At 69.3% G+C, this 19094-nt stretch carries 18 protein-coding genes; 8 read left to right on the top strand and 10 right to left on the bottom strand.

Annotated features, from left to right (window positions below; genetic code table 11):
• Positions 1 to 164: 164 nt before the first annotated feature.
• The 4 genes from ACIA75_RS34335 to ACIA75_RS34320 all read right to left on the bottom strand — a co-directional run bounded on the left by ACIA75_RS34335 (position 165) and on the right by ACIA75_RS34320 (position 2410).
• Positions 165 to 512, bottom strand: coding sequence for a YbaB/EbfC family nucleoid-associated protein (locus ACIA75_RS34335; RefSeq protein WP_397111235.1), 348 nt, complete (start codon positions 510 to 512; stop codon positions 165 to 167).
• Positions 513 to 582: 70 nt separating this feature from the next.
• A complete protein-coding gene (locus ACIA75_RS34330; protein WP_397111234.1) occupies positions 583 to 933 on the bottom strand; it encodes a hypothetical protein in 351 nt (116 codons plus the stop codon).
• A 64-nt stretch (positions 934 to 997) separates the two neighbouring features.
• Entirely contained in the window at positions 998 to 2092 is a 1095-nt protein-coding gene (locus ACIA75_RS34325) for a C40 family peptidase (protein WP_397111233.1), read from the bottom strand.
• A gap of 3 nt (positions 2093 to 2095) precedes the next feature.
• On the bottom strand, positions 2096 to 2410 hold the full coding sequence (locus ACIA75_RS34320; RefSeq protein WP_397111232.1) for a type VII secretion target: 315 nt from the start codon (positions 2408 to 2410) through the stop codon (positions 2096 to 2098).
• Between the two features lie 151 nt (positions 2411 to 2561).
• Between ACIA75_RS34320 and upp the strand changes: the two genes are divergently transcribed.
• A complete protein-coding gene (gene upp / locus ACIA75_RS34315; RefSeq protein WP_397111231.1) occupies positions 2562 to 3185 on the top strand; it encodes a uracil phosphoribosyltransferase in 624 nt (207 codons plus the stop codon).
• A 6-nt stretch (positions 3186 to 3191) separates the two neighbouring features.
• Here upp and ACIA75_RS34310 read toward each other — a convergent pair whose 3' ends face one another.
• Together ACIA75_RS34310 and ACIA75_RS34305 are read right to left on the bottom strand one after the other, a co-directional pair.
• Complete coding sequence (locus ACIA75_RS34310; protein WP_397111230.1) at positions 3192 to 4691, bottom strand: phospho-sugar mutase; 1500 nt, start codon at positions 4689 to 4691, stop codon at positions 3192 to 3194.
• Entirely contained in the window at positions 4692 to 5471 is a 780-nt protein-coding gene (locus tag ACIA75_RS34305) for a purine-nucleoside phosphorylase (RefSeq protein ID WP_397111229.1), read from the bottom strand.
• A gap of 108 nt (positions 5472 to 5579) precedes the next feature.
• Between ACIA75_RS34305 and ACIA75_RS34300 the strand changes: the two genes are divergently transcribed.
• Both ACIA75_RS34300 and ACIA75_RS34295 read left to right on the top strand, forming a co-directional pair.
• Complete coding sequence (locus ACIA75_RS34300; RefSeq protein WP_397111228.1) at positions 5580 to 6284, top strand: enoyl-CoA hydratase/isomerase family protein; 705 nt, start codon at positions 5580 to 5582, stop codon at positions 6282 to 6284.
• A gap of 252 nt (positions 6285 to 6536) precedes the next feature.
• Positions 6537 to 7712 carry a M20 family metallopeptidase gene (locus ACIA75_RS34295; protein WP_397111356.1) on the top strand — a complete coding sequence of 392 codons (1176 nt, stop codon included), beginning with the start codon at positions 6537 to 6539 and terminating at the stop codon, positions 7710 to 7712.
• Between the two features lie 328 nt (positions 7713 to 8040).
• Here ACIA75_RS34295 and ACIA75_RS34290 read toward each other — a convergent pair whose 3' ends face one another.
• Positions 8041 to 8520: a gamma-glutamylcyclotransferase gene (locus ACIA75_RS34290; protein ID WP_397111227.1), complete on the bottom strand. Its 480-nt coding sequence runs from the start codon at positions 8518 to 8520 to the stop codon at positions 8041 to 8043.
• A gap of 335 nt (positions 8521 to 8855) precedes the next feature.
• Here ACIA75_RS34290 and ACIA75_RS34285 point away from each other — a divergent pair, with 335 nt between their 5' ends.
• The 4 genes from ACIA75_RS34285 (at position 8856) to ACIA75_RS34270 (ending at position 14181) form a co-directional block, all read left to right on the top strand.
• Positions 8856 to 10259, top strand: coding sequence for an NAD(P)H-quinone dehydrogenase (locus ACIA75_RS34285; protein ID WP_397111226.1), 1404 nt, complete (start codon positions 8856 to 8858; stop codon positions 10257 to 10259).
• 428 nt (positions 10260 to 10687) lie between these two features.
• Positions 10688 to 11710 carry a hypothetical protein gene (locus tag ACIA75_RS34280; RefSeq protein ID WP_397111225.1) on the top strand — a complete coding sequence of 341 codons (1023 nt, stop codon included), beginning with the start codon at positions 10688 to 10690 and terminating at the stop codon, positions 11708 to 11710.
• Between the two features lie 562 nt (positions 11711 to 12272).
• A complete protein-coding gene (locus ACIA75_RS34275) occupies positions 12273 to 12884 on the top strand; it encodes a hypothetical protein (RefSeq protein ID WP_397111224.1) in 612 nt (203 codons plus the stop codon).
• Between the two features lie 82 nt (positions 12885 to 12966).
• Positions 12967 to 14181 (top strand): PLP-dependent aminotransferase family protein, encoded by a 1215-nt coding sequence (locus ACIA75_RS34270; RefSeq protein WP_397111223.1) that lies wholly within the window; start codon positions 12967 to 12969, stop codon positions 14179 to 14181.
• Here ACIA75_RS34270 and glpK read toward each other — a convergent pair.
• Entirely contained in the window at positions 14163 to 15659 is a 1497-nt protein-coding gene (glpK, locus tag ACIA75_RS34265) for a glycerol kinase GlpK (protein WP_397111222.1), read from the bottom strand. The two genes, ACIA75_RS34270 and glpK, sit on opposite strands and share 19 nt — an antisense overlap.
• A gap of 405 nt (positions 15660 to 16064) precedes the next feature.
• On the opposite strand from glpK, the gene glpD reads away from it, so the two are divergent.
• Positions 16065 to 17798 (top strand): glycerol-3-phosphate dehydrogenase, encoded by a 1734-nt coding sequence (glpD, locus tag ACIA75_RS34260; protein WP_397111221.1) that lies wholly within the window; start codon positions 16065 to 16067, stop codon positions 17796 to 17798.
• Positions 17799 to 17802: 4 nt separating this feature from the next.
• Here glpD and ACIA75_RS34255 read toward each other — a convergent pair whose 3' ends face one another.
• Together ACIA75_RS34255 and ACIA75_RS34250 are read right to left on the bottom strand one after the other, a co-directional pair.
• A complete protein-coding gene (locus ACIA75_RS34255) occupies positions 17803 to 17997 on the bottom strand; it encodes a hypothetical protein (RefSeq protein ID WP_397111220.1) in 195 nt (64 codons plus the stop codon).
• A 113-nt stretch (positions 17998 to 18110) separates the two neighbouring features.
• The gene (locus ACIA75_RS34250; protein ID WP_397111219.1) at positions 18111 to 18890 is read right to left on the bottom strand and encodes a DNA-formamidopyrimidine glycosylase family protein; all 780 of its coding nucleotides are present in this window, start codon (positions 18888 to 18890) and stop codon (positions 18111 to 18113) included.
• Between the last annotated feature and the right edge of the window lie 204 nt (positions 18891 to 19094).

The raw sequence follows: 19094 nt of genomic DNA, 5'->3' as shown, positions 1-19094 counted from the left end.
CCGGAACCACTGCTGAGGTGCGCGTGATGTGCGATGCGGGAGGGGATGTTGCGGGTACGCGGGGTGCGTATGGCCGGAGCGAATGCGGAGGTACGCGTATTCGACGGACCGTGCGCGCCGAATACGCCTTTCCCGGGGGCAGCGATTCCGGTGCACGCCGGCGATCACATGCCGCTGGGAGCGCTTCCGGTGGTCTCCGGAAGGTTCTGCGCTGCCGGTGCGAACGATTCGTTCAGTGCGGCAACGACCTCCGAGCGCTGGTTACCGGCCTGCTCGGCGGCCTGCCGGCAGGCCGCGATGATGAGCTGCGCCGCCTCGGCGGGCGGCAGCGAGGTGACCGCTTCGGTGAGCTGCAAACCCACGAGGGCGCCGTCGCTGTCGATCTCCGCGCTCACCATTCCGTCTTCGGTGGTGAACTGCCCCCGGACCTGTTTCAGCCCGTACAGCGCCGCTTCGAGCGCTTCCAGTTTCTGGGTGGCACCGGCCACCAGGGCATCCATTTCCGCGCTCATGCTGTCTGTCTCCTAGCTCCCCGGGGGCGCACGCCACGGTGGCGCCGTGTGACCTGCTGCTCGTGCCGGCTCATACCGGCCTCATCCAGCTCGTGGGGCCGGTATCGGCGTCGTCCATCCGATCCAGTTCGTCCACTGCCTGCTGCCGGGTGGGCAGCCCCAGCTGATCGAGGATTTCCGCGGGCATCCCGCTTTCGCTCAGGACCTCGCGCCGCTTGGCCTTCGCCGCAATGGTCGAACGTTTGGTCAGCCGGAGGATTTCGTCGGCGAGAGCCTGTGCGCCGTAACGGTATTCGCTGCGCTCGAATTTGATCTCCACCGGCATGCCCTGATCGGTGGCCCGCACCGACAGGGTGCCGGCGCGGTTCCGGCTCCCCGCGACGGTGACATTCGGCACCTCGGGAATCTGCTGCTCACTCATACTCGTGTCCACTCGTCATGATCGGATGTCCGCCCACCGTGGGGCCCGTCGGTATACGGCCGGGTCATTCCGTCGGCCGGTAGAACCCGTAGAACTCCATCCCGCTGTTCTCGGTGCGGATGGCGCCGACCTGCACCGGATCGCCGGCCTCGACCAGCTGCCCGTTGCCGATCACCATGGCCACATGGCCGTCCCAGACCGCCAGATCGCCGGGCATGAGGTCGCCCGGGGAGACCGGAGTCGCGCCGTTGGCCTGCTCATGGGCCAGCCGGGGCAGCTCCACCCCGGCCTCGCCGTAGGCGTATTTCGTCATACCGCTGCAGTCCAGGCCCGCGCCCGGGGTGTTGCCACCCCAGACATACGGGGTGCCGACGGTGCCCAGGGCCGCCTTCACCGCGGTGGCCGCCTTCTCGTTCGGTGCCTCGACGACACTGCCGTCCGGCAGGGTGATCTTCACGCCCTCGCCGTCGGTCGTACCGGTCGAGGTGGTGGTCTTCTTCCCGGGGGTCCCGGCACTGGTGGTCGTGGTGCCGCTCGTGCTCGACATCGCCGTACTCATCAAGCTGCCGGCGACTCCGGCGACGTTGGTGAGGCCGGAGGTCGCCGTGGACAGCGCCTGAGTGCTGATCGGCGCGGCGTTCGCCGCTGTCGGGGTGGTCGGCGGCGGGGTGAGTTCATTCATCGACGAGGTCTGGGTCTGGAGCTCGTTCTGCACCCGGCCCACAACGCCCAGTGCCTGGCCCAGATGATCGATCGCGGACCCGACCAGCAGCGACAACCCGGCCGGGGTGCCCAATGTGGGGGCTGCGGCGGTGGCGGTGTTCACGAACGACTGCGCGATGGCGGTCAGATCCTTGTTACCGGTCTCGACATGGGCCGCGGCCTGACCCATCACCGTGGCCATCTCGTTGCCGCGATCGGAGATGGTCGCCGCGGAGGTCTGCACCCGCAGGGCCTTCGATGTCGCGGAGTCGGCGCCGGTACCGTCCCACGCGGTGTTCATCAGATTGATGCCCGTGCGGCCGAGCGCGTGCACCTGATCGATCGCCGTGGACGCCGAGCGCAGTGAATCGCCCGGCCCGCCGGTGCTCAGCACCCCGGTGCCGAAACTGGCGAGCAGGTCGAGTATCGGCTTCGCCAGCGCGCTGATATCGATCACCGGTCACTCCCCGGCGGCACCGCGCAGGGCGGCCGCATTGCTGGTATCGGCCTCGGCGTAACTCACGGCGGCCACGCCCGCTGCGCCGCTCATCGTGCCCAGCACCGCGGACAACTGGCCGATCGTGGCCACGTGGCCGGCGTGCGCGGCGGCGTAGGCCGCCAGAAAATCACCGCCGACCAGGCCGAAGATCGGTCCGAGAATCGCGGGTGCGGCACCTGTCGCACCGGCCCCTGCCGCCGCGAGTTCGGCGGCCATCACCCCGGCGGTGGTGCCGTAGGCCGCGATGCCCTCGGCATCGGCTGAGATGTTCACCATCAGAGGTTCCCCCATCGACTTCGTTAACGGGCAGAGTATGTCATCTACCGGATTCGACGCACGGGCTTCCCGCACGGTTCCACGGAAATCGGATCCCCGGAAATTCCCGTCGCGACGGCGGCACGCGCGGTTTCGACCCTATCGTTCCCTCATGCGCACGCACACCCTGGACCATCCGCTCGTGGCGATCCTGCTGACCACGCTCCGCGACGAACGCACACCCGACTCGGCTTTCCGGGCGGCACTGCGCGATCTGTCGCGGCTGCTGGTCTACGAGGCGCTCCGCGATGCGCCGGTGCGGCACTACGACATCACGACTCCCGTCGCCGCCACTCGCGGTGTGCGCCTGGCACGTCCGCCGCTGCTGGTTCCCGTATTGCGGGCCGGACTGGGCATGGTCGAGGCCGCCACCAATCTCGTCCCACAGTCGCAAGTGGGATTCGTCGGCGTCGCCCGGGACGAGCGGACCCATCTCCCGGTGCCCTATCTGGAATCGCTGCCCGGCGATCTGTCCGCGACACCGGTCATGGTGCTGGACCCGATGCTGGCGACCGGTGGATCCATGCGGCACACCGTCGAACTGCTGCACGACCGCGGCGCGACCGATATCACCGCGGTCTGCGTGGTCTCGGCGCCGGAAGGAATTGCGGCGCTGGCCGGTTCGGGGCTCCCTGTCCGGCTGGTGACCGCGGTGATCGACGACCGGCTCAACGACAACGCGTTCATCGTCCCCGGTCTCGGTGACGCCGGTGACCGGCAGTTCGGGCCGCGGTGAATCCGGTCAGCCGGCCAGTGCGCGACAGTACTCGCGCAGTTCCGAAAGCCGTTGCTGTGCTGTGCTTCTGGCGGCGGCCAACTCGTCCGGACCGGAAACCGGCTGGATCGCCTCCAGGTAGCATTTGAGTTTCGGTTCGGTGCCCGAGGGCCGGACGACCAGACGCAGGCCGTCCCCGGCGAAGACCAGGGCATCGGTGCGCAGCCGGCCGCGGAGCGCCGCCATATCGGTGTAATCGACCGGTATTCCGGCGAGTTCGCGCGGCGGGGCCGTGCGCAGCACGTTCACCACCGCCGCCGCGGCCTGCTGGTCCGGTAGCCGCAGCGAGACCTGGTCGCCGGCGTGCACACCGAACCGGACCGCGTAATCGTCCAGTTCGTCGATCAGGGTGCGGCCCCGGGCGCGGAGCCGGGACACCAGATCCGCGGCCAGTACCGCCGCGGAGATACCATCCTTGTCGCGCACGGTGGCCGGGTCCACGCAATGACCGATGGCCTCCTCGTAGGCGTAGACCAGGCCCTCACCCGCCCGCGCCAGCCATTTGAAGCCGGTGAGGGTTTCGGCGTAGCGGGCGCCCCGGTCGGCGGCGAGCCGGGCGAGCAGGCGCGACGAGACGATCGTGGTCGCGACCAGCGAATCCGGCGGTGCGGTGCGCAGGACATGATCGGCCAGCAGCACGCCGGTTTCGTCACCGCGCAGCATCCGCCAGCCCTCGGGCGTGGGCACGCCGAGCGCGCATCGGTCCGCGTCGGGGTCCAGGGCGACGGCCAGGTCGGCGTCCACCCGCTCGGCCAGACGCAACAGCAGGTCGGTGGCGCCGGGTTCCTCGGGGTTCGGGAAGGCGACGGTGGGGAAATCGGGGTCGGGAGTGAACTGTTCGGCCACCACCTGGAGGTCGGCGAAACCGGCCGCCGTGAGGGCCTGGACGGCAGTGGCGCCGCCGACCCCGTGCAACGGGGTGAGGGCTATCCGGATATCGGCCTGTTCCCCGGGCCCGCCGATGCGCTGCGGTAGTTGCGCGACCCGGGCCAGATACCGGGAGAGCAGGCCGGCGTCCGATTCGGCTACCGGTGTGCGTGCGATCGGTTCGGTGACCGCCACGATCTGCCGTTCGATCTCGGTATCCGCCGGGGCGAGCAGCTGCGCGCCGCCGTCGACGAACACCTTGTAGCCGTTGTCGGCCGGTGGGTTGTGCGAGGCGGTGATCTGGACACCGGCCACCGCGCCCAGCGCCCGGACGGCGAACGCGGTCACCGGGGTCGGCCACGGTTCGGGTAACCGGAGCACCGGGAAACCGGCGGCGGCCAGGACCTCGGCGGTGACCTCGGCGAATTCGGCCGACCCGTGCCGGGCGTCGCGGCCGACCACGACCTGTCCACCGCCCAGGCAGCGATCCCGTAGCCAGGCCGCGAGACCGGCGGTCGCGCGGGCGACGGTGGTCTCGTTCATCGCGTCCGGGCCCGGACCGAGCGGGCCGCGCAGTCCCGCGGTGCCGAAGGTCAGCATCTACAGCTGCTCCAGCAGCCCGCGCAGCAGTTTGCCCAGCCGCGGTGCGGCGGCCTGTCCCTCGGCCAGCACTTCGGCATGGGAGAGCGCCGCCCCGGTGACTCCGGCCGCCAGATTGGTGACCAGGGAAATGCCGAGCAGCCGGGCGCCGAGCGCGCGGGCCGCGATGGCCTCCAGCACCGTGGACATACCCACCAGATCGGCGCCGATGGTGGCCAGCATGCGGATCTCCGCGGGCGTTTCGTACTGGGGTCCGGTGAGCCCGGCGTACACACCCTCGGTGAGATCGGGGTCGACCCGGCGGGCGAGATGGCGTAATTCGGGGTCCCAGGCGTCCACCAGATCCACGAAAGTGGGCCCGGTCAGCGCTGTGGCGCCGGTGAGGTTCAGGTGGTCGCGTACCAGCACACCCTCACCGACCCGCAGACCGGGCCGGATACCGCCGGCCGCGTTGGTCAGGATGACCGTTTCCGCACCCGCGGCGACCGCCGTGCGTACCGGATGGACCACCTCGGCGGGCGAGTAACCCTCGTAGAGGTGCTGGCGGCCCATGAGGACGAGCGCGTCGGTCCCGGCGACCGAGACCGACAGCACCCGGCCGATATGCCCCTGTGCGGTGGGTGCGGCGAACCCGGGTAGGTCCGGCATCGGGATCTCGGCGGTCGGGGGCCCCAGTTCGGCGGCGGCGTCCTGCCAGCCCGAACCCAGCACCACCGCGACCCGGTGCCGGGCGACGGAAGTCCGTGCGGCGATCTCCTGGGCGGCCTCATCGGCAAGCATGGCGGTCAGTGTATGGCCTCGCCGCCCGCCGGACCGCCGATACCGAACGCCCGGGCGTCGCCGCCGACCGCTGTCGGGGCCCCGATGTTCTGCCGATACGCTGCACGTATGCCGTACCTGGAACGCGATGGGAACGTTTTCGTGTTGTCGCTGGGCAACGAGGGCCAGACCGACAGCGAGAACCGCTTCAGCCATGAGTGGATCGACGAGACACACGCCCTGCTGGACACCGTGGAGGCGAGCGAGGGGCCTGCGGCCCTGGTCACGACGGCCACCGGAAAATTCTTCAGCAACGGTCTCGACACCGACTGGCTGTTCGCCAACCTCGACCGGATGCACGGCTACCTCGACCTCGTACACGGCATCTTCAGCCGGATCCTGGCCTTCCCGCTGCCCACCGTCGCCGCGGTGAACGGGCATGCGTTCGGCGCCGGTGCCATGCTGGCGAGCTCCCACGATTTCCGGGTCATGCGCGCGGACCGGGGCTACTGGTGCCTGCCCGAGGTGCACCTCGGTATGCCGTTCACGATCGGGATGAACGCGCTGGTGACAGGCCGTCTGACCAACCAGGTGGCGGTCACCGCGATGACCACGGGACATCGCTACGGCGGCGCGGAAGCACTGGCGTCCGGGATCGTCGACGACACCGTTGCCGCCGATGCGCTGCGCACCGCCGCGATCGCCCGGGCGGAGGCACTGGCCGCCAACCGGACCCCCAGCCTGCCGGTGATCAAGCGCTCACTGCATGCGGCGGCGCTGGCCGGGCTGGCGGTGCCGAATACTGCGGATAACCTGGTATTCGCCAAGAGTTAGCATCCGGGTACTTGCTCCGCCGGCATATTCCCGGCGGTCACCGCGGGACGCCGCCGAGCGCAGATCCGGTCGCGGTGCGAAACTGGAGGTAACGGCTGTTCCCCGGGGGACGAGTGGGAACCGCCGCCTGTACCGCGACCCCGGTCGCGGGCGATATGTGTTACGGGTCGTTCGGCCCGGCACGCGGAGAAGTGGTTCACAGCTGCTCGTTCTACGACAGGAGGACATTCGGTGAGCACAACCGGCCGTTCGGTGCGCGACGGACAGGACGCGGTAACGGCGTGGCTGGCCGAGCACACGGTCGATCTCGTGCACTGGCGGCGGCACCTGCACGCCAACCCGGAACTGTCCCGCACCGAGTTCGCCACCACCGAATTCGTCGGCACCTGGCTGACGAAGGCCGGTCTGTCGTTCCGGGTGCTGCCCAGCGGCACCGGCCTGATCTGCGATATCGGCCCCGAGGACGCGCCCCGGATCGCGCTGCGCGCCGATATGGACGCGCTGCCGCTGCAGGAGTTCACCGGCCGCGAGTTCGCGTCCACCGTGCCCGGCGTGTCGCATGCCTGCGGTCACGACGCGCATACGAGCATCCTGCTCGGTACCGCGCTGGCCCTGGCCGAGGTCGACCTGCCGGTAGGGGTGCGGCTGATCTTCCAGCACGCCGAGGAAGTCATGCCCGGCGGCGCGCTGGACATGGTCGCCGAAGGCGCCGTGTCCGATGTGGACCGGATCTTCGCGCTGCACTGCGACCCGCGACTCGCGGTGGGCCGGGTGGGCATCCGGGTCGGCGCGATCACCTCCGCGGCCGACACGGTGGAGCTGGTCCTGGACTCGCCCGGCGGGCACACCTCACGGCCGCACCTGACGAGCGACCTCGTCTATGCCATCGGCACGGTGATCACCGGCCTGCCCGGCCTGCTCACCCGCCGCATCGACCCACGCACCAGCACGGTGATGGTCTGGGGTGCGGTCAGCGCCGGTAAAGCCCCCAACGCCATCCCGCAGACCGGAATGCTCACCGGCACCGTCCGCACCGGCGACCACGCCACCTGGGCATTGCTGGAACCGATGGTGCGCGAGATCGTCGACAGCCTGCTGGCGCCCACGGGTGTCCGGTTCCAGCTGAACTACCGGCGCGGTGTGCCACCCGTCGTGAACGACGAGCATTCGGTGCGGATGCTCAGCGACGCGGTTCGCGCAATCGGCCCGGACGCGCTCGCCGATACGCCGCAGTCCGGCGGGGGCGAGGATTTCTCCTGGTACCTGGAAGAAGTACCGGGCGCGATGGCCCGGCTCGGCGTCTGGTCCGGCGAGGGCCCCCAGCTGGACCTGCACCAGCCGACCTTCGATCTCGACGAACGCGCCCTCGCGGTGGGTGTCCGGACCTTCACCAACATGGTCCTGCAGGCCGGTTCAGGACTCACCTGATCCACCGGAGGATGTCGCACAGGTGGATCGGTCGCAAACGGACCCGTGAGACCCATGGCTGACGCCGCTCCGTGAAGGACACTCGTAGGTCGGTGATCCAGGAATGCCCACAATTGGCATCGAGGTCAGCGCGGCCCTTGGCGGTCTCTAGAACCCCGATCGAACCTGACGTGCCCAGCGGCGGTGCCGAGTCTTACGAGGCCCTTGGAGGTTTTGGCCGGGCCGTGCCGTCAGTCCTCGAAGCGCATGCGGCGTAGCCGCGAGTCTCGAGGGCTGACGGTATGGCCCGAGGGGGCCGAAACCCCGCGCGCGCCAGCGCGCCGAAAATTCAGCTGAAGTTGTTTCCGGGGCCCACGTTGCGGCTGTTGCGGGTGCGCAGGGCGTGGACGTAGTCGGCTGGGGCGCCTGCTTTTTCGGCGGCGTCGGCCATCACACCTATGTAGCGGGCCGACGGGAGCCCGCCTTCGTAGGCATCCAGGACGTACAGCCAGGCCAGGATCGGGTCCGCGCCGCTGCCGGGGCTGGGGGTGACCCGGAGGCGGATCTTGCGGTGGATTCCGAAATCCGATCCCTCCCAACGATCCAGTCGCTGCTCGTCCTCGGGGGAGACGTCGTAGAGCACGACGAACACCCGGGAACCGGGCTCTTCCACGACCGTGGCGAGCGGACCTTCCCAGCCGATATCGTCCCCGCTGAAAGTGAGGCGCCAGCCCTCCAGCCAGCCCGTCCCGGACATGGGGGAGTGCGGACAGCGCTCGAGCATCTGGGTCGAATCCATATTGGACCCGTAGGCAGCGTAGATCGGCACACCGGCAGCTTAGTTGTGTCGGAGCCCGCGCCGGTACGGGGCGTCGTAAATCGTGCTGGGAAACCTGCTTCGGTAGTGGCGACGCGCGGATCCGGCCGGGGACGAGCGGGTGAGCAGCACCTACTAGGCGTACCTCCGCCTTCGCTCCGGCCGTGCGCGGACTGTCGATGGGCTTCGCCCGAGCAGTGCCTACTGTGCGTACCTCCGCCTTCGCTCCGGCCGTGCGCGGACTGTCGATGGGCTTCGCCCGAGCAGCACCTACTAGGCTTACCTCGGCGAGTGAGGGCCGCGACGCTGCCGCGCGCCGGCGCGGGTGATCAGGACAGGGGAAATTTATGACCCGCATTGCAATCATCGGTGGCGGACCCGCGGGCTACGAGGCGGCGCTGGTCGCGGCCCAGCACGGTGCCCAGGTCGAGCTGATCGATTCCGACGGAATCGGCGGGGCGTGCGTGCTGTGGGACTGTGTCCCGTCCAAGACGTTCATCGCCTCCACCGGGGTGCGCACCGACCTGCGGCGTGCCCGCAACCTCGGGATAACGCTGGATCCGAGTCAGGCCGAGGTGCGGTTGCCGGAGGTCAACGAGCGGGTGAAGGCGCTGGCGCTGGCGCAGTCCTCCGATATCCGGTCCAAATTGCAGGCGGCGGGGGTCCGGGTGCTGCCGGGCCGGGGCCGGCTGTCCGGTCCGGGTTCGGGACGGTCCACACATCAGGTCACGGTGAGCTATGCGGACGGGTCCGAGGACAGCGTGGAGGCCGAGGTGGTGCTTCTCGCGACCGGTGCCTCGCCGCGCGTGCTGCCCGGCGCCGAGCCCGACGGTGAGCGGATCCTGAACTGGCGCCAGCTCTACGACCTGGCGGAACTGCCCGAAACCCTGGTGGTGGTCGGTTCGGGTGTGACCGGCGCGGAATTCGTCTCCGCTTATACGGAAATGGGTGTGCGCGTGATCTTGGTCTCCAGCCGGGACCGCGTACTGCCGGGCGAAGACGCCGATGCCGCACTGGTTCTCGAGGACGCCTTCGCCGAACGCGGTGTGGAACTGGTCAAGCACGCCCGCGCGGACAAGGTGGAGCGTACGGCGGACGGGGTGCTGGTGACCCTGGCCGACGGCCGCACGGTCACCGGTTCGCACGCCCTCATGACCGTCGGGTCCACGCCGAACACCGCCGATCTCGGTTTGGACCAGGCCGGAATCGAACTCGACCGCGGCGGATACCTGCGAGTGGACCGGGTCTCCCGGACCGCGGTCCCCGGGATCTACGCCGCCGGCGACTGCACGGGCCTGCTACCCCTGGCCTCGGTCGCCGCCATGCAGGGCCGGATCGCGATGTACCACGCGCTCGGCGAGGGCGTGAGCCCGATTCGCCTCAAAACGGTGGCCGCGGCGGTGTTCACCCGCCCGGAGATCGCGACCGTCGGAGTGAGCCAGACCGCCATCGACGACGGCGAAGTACCGGCCCGGACCGTGATGCTGCCGCTGAACACCAACCCCCGGGCGAAGATGTCGGGCCTGCGCCGCGGTTTCGTGAAGATCTTCTGCCGCCCCGCGACCGGCGTGGTGATCGGCGGTGTCGTGGTAGCACCCATCGCCTCGGAACTCATCCTCCCGATCGCCCTCGCGGTCCAGAACAACCTGACAGTCAACGACCTGGCGCAAACCTTCTCGGTCTACCCCTCGCTCACCGGCTCGGTCATGGAAGCGGCCCGCCAACTCATGCGCCACGACGACCTGGGCTGACCTTTCGGCCCGCCCCGAACCGAGACCTCCCCACCGGCGGCGCCGAGACTCACGAGGTCCACGAAGGCCGCATAACCCTGATCGAACCCGACGCGACCAGCGGCGGTGCCGAGTCCAGCGAGGCCCTTGGCGGTTTTGGCGCGAGGGGGCCAAAACCCCGCGCGCCGGAGACGCGCCGAAAAGCGCTGAGTTTTGCTGCTGGTGGTGAACTTTCGTCGGATTGCCGGAAATGCTCGAGTGTGATTGACTTCCGAAGCAGAGAATGCGATCGGCGGGCGGTCGCGTAGTTTGGTGCCGGGGGGTTCTTCCTTTCGGAGTCGGACAGCGAATGGCCCACTCGGGCTATCCGCTGGGGTCGCGTCTCCGATGAGGCAGAACTGGTTGCGGTCCACGGGCGGGCCGTATCCGGGAAAGGGATTGGGCGAATAGTGAAACATCGTAAGCCGAACCGGGCGGCCCGGGCGGTGGCGAGCACTTCGCTGCCGCTTGCAACCGCCGCGGCCATGGCCATCTTCGCGTCGCCGGCGGGGGCCGTTCCGGGCGATCAGCCGACCACGCCGACCACGCCGGCACCTGCGCAGCCGGGCACCACGCCCGAGCAGGAGCAGCAAGGCCCGGAGACCACGCCGAGCCAGCCGGGTGTGCAGAACCAGAACCAGGATCAGCCGGGTAGCACGCCGACGCCGAGCCAGCCGGGTGTCACGACGCCGGGTCCGGGCGAGGAAGGCGAGCAGGGCCTGACCGGCCCGACCCAGCCGGGTGTCACCACCCCGCGGGTGGCGCCGCTGCCCGTTCCGGGCCAGGAGGAGACGGTGCAGCCGGCGATCGCGCCGAACAAGCCCGAAGGAACGCAGCCGCCGGCGCGGCCGGGCGAGCCGCCCGTGGCGCCGGAAGCCGAGGCCGACGGTGACGCGCAGGCCCCCGCGCCGGGAAGCGAGACCCTCGTCCAGCCGCAGGCGCCGGAATGGGAAGCGCCGCGTCTGCAGTCGGCACCGGTGGCGCCGGTGGTCGAGATGCAGGGCCCGCATATGGAGGTCGGTGCCGCGATCGACGGTGCCGCGCTGGCTCCCGGGCATTTCGCGAACACCCATCACTTCACCAACCAGTCCGGTTACGTCGGCACGGCCGGTTTCCGGACCCCCACGGGTACCGGCGAGGCCGGTATCTCGGTGGAGTTCGTCGACGAGAACACCATCAATGTGTCCACCTTCACCGGTGGTAACGGGTTGCCGGACAACCGGCTCGATCACACGATCGATACGACGCAGGCGAATGCCGCCAAGGCTGCCGTCGAGCACTGGATCGCCATGCAGCCTGGTGGTGCGGACGCGCTGAAGGCAGCGGCCTCGATTCCGCCGCCGCCGCCGTTGCTGCCGCCGGGTAACTACCCGGAGCAGATGATCAATGTCGCTGGCGTCAATACCCAGTGGGGTGGTTCACTCCAGTACTGACACGAGTGAAATCTTGCCGGGTGGGGCGGTCGGGTACGGCCGCCCCACCCGCGTGTCTCGAAAGGGATGGGCTGTGACCGGCGAGGGCGAAGGTAAAGGGCGCGAACCCGAGCGGGCGGATTTCGGTCCCCCCACGGGGGAGTTCGGACCGCCGGTGTCGGAGTTCGGACCGCCGACGGGTGAGCTACCGGTAGCGGGTTGGAAACCGGAGGGCGCGGATAATCCGGAGCTGGCTTGGCGGCCGGCCGGTGCGGCATCCGGTCCGCCGGTGGAGCCGCCGTCGATTCCTGCGCCGCCGCCGCAGTATCGTGCGCCGGACAGTTCCACTCCGGTTTATCGTCCGGCACCCGGTGATTCCGTGCCGGTTGTGCGTCCGGGACCGGGTGATGCGGATGCGACTGTGCGTCATCAGCTGCCCGCTGACCCGTCGTCGCCCCGGGCGCCGGGCGCCGACCGGACGCCGGAATCCGATCAGACAACGGTCCGGCACAGCACGGCCGGGGATCCGCGATGGTCCACACCGAACCGGTCGGGCGGCTCCGGCGACCCAGTGGGCGGTTCGGTGCGACCGCGTTCGGGCGGTCTGTCCTGGGACAGCGATCCGATCGCGCAGAAACTCACCCCGCAGTCGGTGTCCAGTGCGCTGGCCGAGAAGCCACGCCGCAATCTGCCGGTCGGCATGATCGTGACGGTGGCGGCGGTGGCCGTGGCGTTCATCGCGGTCGGTGTGGCGATCGCCGTGGTCCGCGGTGGTGGCGGTGAGCCGGGTACCGGGCCCACTGCGGAGGCGATCGAGGGGCTGAGTTGTCCGGCGACCCAGGACGGCGCGGTCACCGTCGGCAACGGCGAGGGGGATACGGCCAGCGGGCCGGATGCGGTGCTCGGGTTCCAGCACGCGTTCTACACGCAGCGCAGCGGTGTCGCGGCGCGGGAATTCGTGGCGGCGGATTCGCCGGCGATCTCCTCCGCGGAGACCATCCAGCAGGCGATCGATGCGCAGATCCCGGCTGGTACGGAGCACTGTGTGCGGATCACCGAGCGGGCGGCGAATACGTTCGATGTCGATCTCACCGAACGCCGGCCGACCGGGGTGACCACCGTGTACAAGCAGACGGTTACCACAGTGGAGCGGGACGGCAAGACACTCTTGTGGGTGATCGCAGACCGGCGCTGATCCCATAATTTGAGATCACAGTTTCATATATTGGTTTTCATGGGATGATTGGGTATCTACCAGGTGATACCCGGAGGCTCCCATGTACCATAATGCTGCGCCGCTGGCCGCCAAACTGACCGGCCTCACCAGCTCTGCCATCCGCGACCTGCTGAAACTCACCGCGAACGCGGATGTCATCAGCCTGGCCGGCGGTCTGCCCGACGCCGAACTCATGCCCGGCCCGCGTATCGCCGCCGCGGCCGAATCGGCCCTGCGCACGCCCGCGGCGCTGCAATACACCGAATCCCCTGGCTGGGGGCCGCTGCGGGAGGTGCTTGCCGAACGCGAAACCGCTCGATTCGGGCGGCCCGTCGGGGTCGACGAGGTCTTCGTCACGCACGGCTCCCAGCAGGCGCTGTCGCTGCTCGCCGAGGTTCTGCTGGATCCCGGGGCGCTGGTCGTGGTCGAGGATCCCGCCTACGTCGGCGCGCTCCAGGTTTTCCGGGCGGCCGGGGCGCGGATCGTGGCGGTGCCGCTGGACGATGAGGGGATGCGGGTAGATCTGCTGGAAGAGCTGATCGCCGGCGGCGAGCGGCCGGCGGTCGTTCATACGGTGAGCAACTTCCACAACCCGGGCGGTGTGACCATGAGCGCGCGGCGCCGGCGGGCGCTGGCCGCGGCTGCCGAGAAGCACCGGTTCTGGGTGATCGAGGACGACCCCTACGGCGAGTTGTGGTTCGACCGGCCCGCCCCGGAACCGGTCGCCATGTATTCGCCCGCGGTGATCCGGCTGTCCTCGGCCTCGAAGATCATCGCTCCGACCCTGCGGGTGGGGTGGATGGTCGCCCCGGAACGCGTCTGCCGGGCGGTCGAACTGTTGAAGCAGGGCGCTGACCTGTGTGGTTCGGCGCTCACCCAGCAGATCGCCGCCGAACTACTCGCCGACACCGGCTGGCTCACCGGTCATATCGACAGGGTGCGCGGTGTCTACGCCGACCGGGCCGCGGCCCTGGTGGCGTCCGTCCGCGACCGGTTCGGTGACCGCCTGCGCTGTAGTCCGGCGTCCGGGGGAATGTTCGTCTGGGCGGAGTTCACCGACGGCACCACCACCACCGAGCTGCTACCCCGCGCCCTGAACGCGGGTGTCGCCTTCGTGCCCGGACCGGCGTTCGCGGTCAGCACACCGTATTCGCATGCCATGCGGATGTGTTTCACCACCGCCGCGCCGGATGTCCTCGCCGAGGCCGTGGCACGTTTGGCTCGCGCGGTGGATGAGCCGGTGACAGCCCTGGCGGGTCAGTCCGCCCAGTCGTAGGTACGTTCGACGGCCTTGTCCCAATCGCGGAGTCGCGCGTTGCGTTCGGCGGCGGGCATGGCCGGGGTCCAGGTCTTGTCGGCCGCCCAGTTGGCGCGGATATCGTCGGTGCCCGCCCAATAGCCCACCGCCAGTCCCGCGGCATAGGCGGCGCCGAGCGCGGTGGTCTCGTTGACCAGCGGGCGGACTACCGGCAGGTCGAGAATATCGGCCTGGAATTGCATGAGCAGATCGTTGGCGACCATTCCGCCGTCGACCTTCAGTGCCACCGATTCCAGCTCCAGCGACTGGGCCGCGGCGTCCGCGCGCATGGCATCCATCACCTCACGGGTCTGGAACGCGGTCGATTCCAGGATCGCGCGGGCGAGGTGTGCCTTGGTGACGAACCGCGTGAGGCCCGCGATGACGCCGCGGGCGTCGGGCCGCCAGCGCGGGGCGAACAGCCCGGAGAACGCGGGGACGATATAGGCGCCGCCGTTGTCGTCGACCGTGCGGGCCAGATCCTCGATCTCCGGCGCCGTATCGATGATGCCGAGATTGTCCCGGAACCACTGCACCAGTGCACCGGTGACGGCGATCGACCCCTCCAGCGCGTACACCGGTGCCTGATCGCCGAGCCGGTAGCAGACGGTGGTGAGCAGCCCGTGCTCACTGAAAACCGGTGTGGTGCCGGTATTGAGCAGCATGAAATTGCCGGTGCCGTAGGTGTTCTTGGCTTCGCCGGGAGCCAGGCAGGCCTGGCCGAAGGTGGCCGCCTGCTGGTCGCCGAGGATTCCCGCGACCGGGACCCCGGCCAGCGGTCCCGCCGAGATCTCCGCGTAGACCTCCGACGAACTGCGGATCTCCGGCAGCATGGCCATCGGCACGCCGATCTCCGCGCAGATCCGGCTGTCCCATTGCAGACTCCGGAGGTCCATCAGCAGGGTGCGGGAGGCGTTGGTGACATCGGTGATGTGCCGGCCGGTCAGGTTCCACAGGGCCCAGCTGTCCACGGTGCCGAAGCACAGCTCACCGGCCGCGGCGCGCTCCCGGGCGCCCGGGACGGTGTCCAGGATCCAGCGCACCTTCGGTCCGGAGAAATAGGTCGACAGCGGCAGTCCGGTGCGGTCGGCGTAGCGGTTGGTACCGTGTTCGCCGGCCAGTTCGGTGCAGAGCCGGTCGGTGCGGGTGTCCTGCCAGACGATGGCGTTGTGGATCGGGCGGCCGGTCTCGCGCTCCCACACCACGGTGGTCTCGCGCTGGTTGGTCACCCCGACGGCCGCGATGTCCCCGGCGCGGGCGCCGGCATCGTCCAGCGCCGCGCCGAGGACGAATTCGGTATTGCGCCACAGTGTTTCGGGGTCGTGCTCGACCCAGCCCGGTTTCGGGAAGATCTGCTCGTGTTCCCGCCGGCCGATGCCCGCGATCTGCCCCGAACGGTCGAAGAGAATACATCTGCTCGAGGTCGTGCCCTGGTCGATGGCGGCCACATAGCGCATGGCAGGAGGCTAGCGCAATCGGGCATGTCGGTGACGGCTGTCTCGCCACGGACGCCGGCGGCCGGTTTGCGCATAGGCTGTAGATCGAACTCACGGAACCACAGCCGACCATGTCGAACGCGAACTCCAGGAGTCGAAATGCGATACTGCGATACCTCCGCCTTCGCTGCGGCCTCCGCTGATCGTATGAATCTGCTCTGGAGGAGGAAAAATGATGCGATACCTCCGCGTTTGCTCTGGCCTCCCCGTACCGCTCTGAAGGAGGAACTGTGACGCGATACCTCCGCCTTGGCCGCGGCCTCCGCCGACCGCATGTGCCCGCTCCGAAGGAGGAACTATGATGCGATACCTCCGCCTTCGCTACGGCCTCCGCCGACCGCATGAACACGCTCCCAAGGAGGAACTGTGACGGTGGAGTCGGGATCGCAGTTTCTGGGGCCGGACCAGCGGCGCGCGGCTTGGGAGCGGCTGGGCAAAGATCATTTCGATGTGGTCGTGGTGGGCGGCGGTGTCGTCGGCGCGGGGATCGCGCTGGACGCCGCGACCCGCGGATTGCGGGTCGCGCTGGTGGAGGCCCGCGATCTGGCCTCGGGAACATCGAGTCGCTCGTCGAAGATGTTCCACGGCGGGCTGCGGTACCTGGAGCAGCTCGAATTCGGGCTGGTGCGGGAGGCGCTGAAGGAACGCGAACTCGCCATGGCCCGGATCGCGCCCCATCTGGTGAAACCGCTGCGCTTCCTCTACCCGATAACCCGCCGTGTCTGGGAGCGACCCTATGTGGCCGCGGGGTTGTTCCTCTACGACACCATGGGCGGCGCGAAATCGGTTCCGGGACAAAGCCATCTGTCCCGGCACGGCGCCCTGCGGCTGGCGCCGGGATTGCGGCGCAATTCGCTGGTCGGCGGGATCAGCTACTACGACACCGTGGTCGACGATGCCCGGCACACCATGACGGTGGCCCGGACCGCCGCCCACTACGGGGCGGTGATCCGCACCTCGACCCAGGCCGTGGGCTTCCTGCGGGAAGCCGACCGGGTCGTCGGGGTCCGGGTACGCGACAGCGAGGACGGACGGACCGCCGAGGTCCGCGCGCATGTGGTGATCAATGCCGCCGGCGTGTGGACCGACGAGGTGCAGGCACTCTCCCGGCAGCGGGGCCGGTTCCATGTGCGGGCATCGAAGGGCGTGCATATCGTGGTGCCCCGCGACCGGATCGTCAGCGATGCCGCGATCATCCTGCGCACCGCGACCTCGGTCCTGTTCGTGATCCCGTGGGGTGCGCACTGGATCGTGGGCACCACCGATACCGACTGGAATCTGGATCTGGCCCATCCGGCGGCAACCAAGGCCGATATCGACTATCTGCTCGACCGGGTCAATCAGGTACTGGTCACCCCGCTGACTTCCGACGATATCGACGGCGTCTATGCGGGCCTGCGGCCGCTGCTGGCCGGGGAGAGCGACGAGACGTCGAAACTGTCGCGCGAACACGCGGTCGCGCGGACCGCACCGGGGCTCATCGCTATCGCCGGCGGGAAGTACACCACCTACCGGGTGATGGCCTACGACGCGGTCGACGAGGCCGCCCAGGACATCCCCGCCCGGGTCTCGCCGTCTATCACCGAGAAGGTGCCGCTACTCGGCGCGGACGGGTATTTCGCGCTGGTCAATCAGACCGTGCAGCTGGCCGAGGAGTACGGACTGCATCCCTACCGGGTGAAACACCTCCTGGACCGCTACGGGTCGCTGATCGAGGAGGTCATGGCTCTCGCCGCCGACCGCCCGGAACTGCGGCAGCCGATCACTGCGGCACCGTCCTATCTGAAGGTCGAGGCGGTGTACGCGGCCGCCGCGGAGGGCGCGCTGCACCTCGACGACGTTCTCGCCCGGCGCACGCGTATCTCCATCGAGTACCCGCACCGTGGCGCCGAGTGCGCCGAAGAGGTGGCCGGTCTGATGGCGGAGGTGCTCGGCTGGGACGACGCGGAAACCGACCGAGAGGTCCGTACCTACCTGGCTCGGGTGGACGCGGAGGTCAGATCGCAAACACAGCCCGACGACGCCTCCGCCGACGCGTTGCGGATCGCCGCACCGGAACCCCGTCCGGAGATCCTGGAGCCGGTGCCGACCGAACGCTGAGCGGTCAGTGCGTGGTGGGGTAGTCGGTGGCCGGGGCCGTGGGGGTGGCGGCGGGTCCGAGCGGGGAAGGCGCCGGCCCGGACGGGGCGGTCGCCGGATGCAGCAGAAAGTAACAGAACACCGCGGTGGCCACGACAGCCAGCACCGCGGACAACAATTTGCCGGTGACGGCGGCCAGGTGGACGGCTCGGGTGTTCATGGGACCTGCTTCCGGTGCGGTACCCGTGTGTCGTCGGAAAGGTGCCGATCATTACCAGAGCGATGGCGACCGTCACAGAAGTGGCATCGGCCGATATGCGACAGGTTACGTGCTCACCCCGGCGGGACCTGGCATTTCGGACAGAAGTAGATCCCGCGTTCGCGCCGGCTCACCCGGTCGGTGCGCGGTGCCGTCTCCCCCAGGAGTTCCACCCGTAGCGCCGTACCGCACCGCTGGCAGGGGCGGTGGGCCCGCCCGTAGACCAGCGGCCGCCACGGCGGCTGATGGGCGGCCCGATACAACACCCGGTGCGCTTCGTTGACCAGGGCCAGCAGATCGCCGACCGCGGCGACCGGCCGGGCCGGGTGCACCTTGCGCAGATAGCAGACCTCACTGCGATAGATGTTGCCGATCCCCGCGAGGTTGCGCTGATCCAGCAGCGCGAGACCGATCGGGAGTTCCGGTTCCCGGGCGAGCCGGGCGACGGCCGCCGCGGGGTCCCAATCCGGGCCCAGCAGATCGGGGCCGAGATGAGCGATCGCGGCCACCTCGTCGCCGCGGCGCAGCACCTCCACCAGCCCCAGATCGAATCCCACCGCCTCGACCTCGGCGGTACCGAGGACGAGCCGGGCGCTGACCCGGGGTTTCGTCCACCGCTGCCCGCAGTGGAACACCCGCCAGCTGCCCTCCATCTTCAGATGGGTGTGAACACTGACCGTCTCGGTGCGCACGAAAAGGTGTTTACCGTAGCTGGCGACACTGTCCACGACCTGACCGCGCAGATCGACGGTCGCGTAGCGGGGGACCCGGAAATCGCTGCGGGTCAGCGTTTCGCCCGCGAGCGCCGCCCGCAGCCGGCCCGCGGCGAGGAACACCACATCACCCTCGGGCATGGCTGTCCTGTACCGGCCTGCGCGCAGGTCCGCGGGCGTGGTCCGGGATGGACACCGGGGCGCCTTGCGCACGGGTGTCACGGAACCGCTCGGGCACGGCGGCGCTGTCGGGAGCACGGGAGGATGCCGGGTCGCTCTCTGCTCGGGTAGCTCGCACCGGGCCAGGCGCGAGGTAACCATCGACGGCTGGGCGGGCCGCTGTGT

Origin of the sequence: Nocardia sp. NPDC051750 (genome assembly GCF_044453135.1) — a bacterium.
GTDB lineage: Bacteria > Actinomycetota > Actinomycetes > Mycobacteriales > Mycobacteriaceae > Nocardia.
The sequence above is the reverse complement of the archived record's forward strand: the minus strand, read 5'-3'. Positions and strand labels throughout refer to the sequence as shown.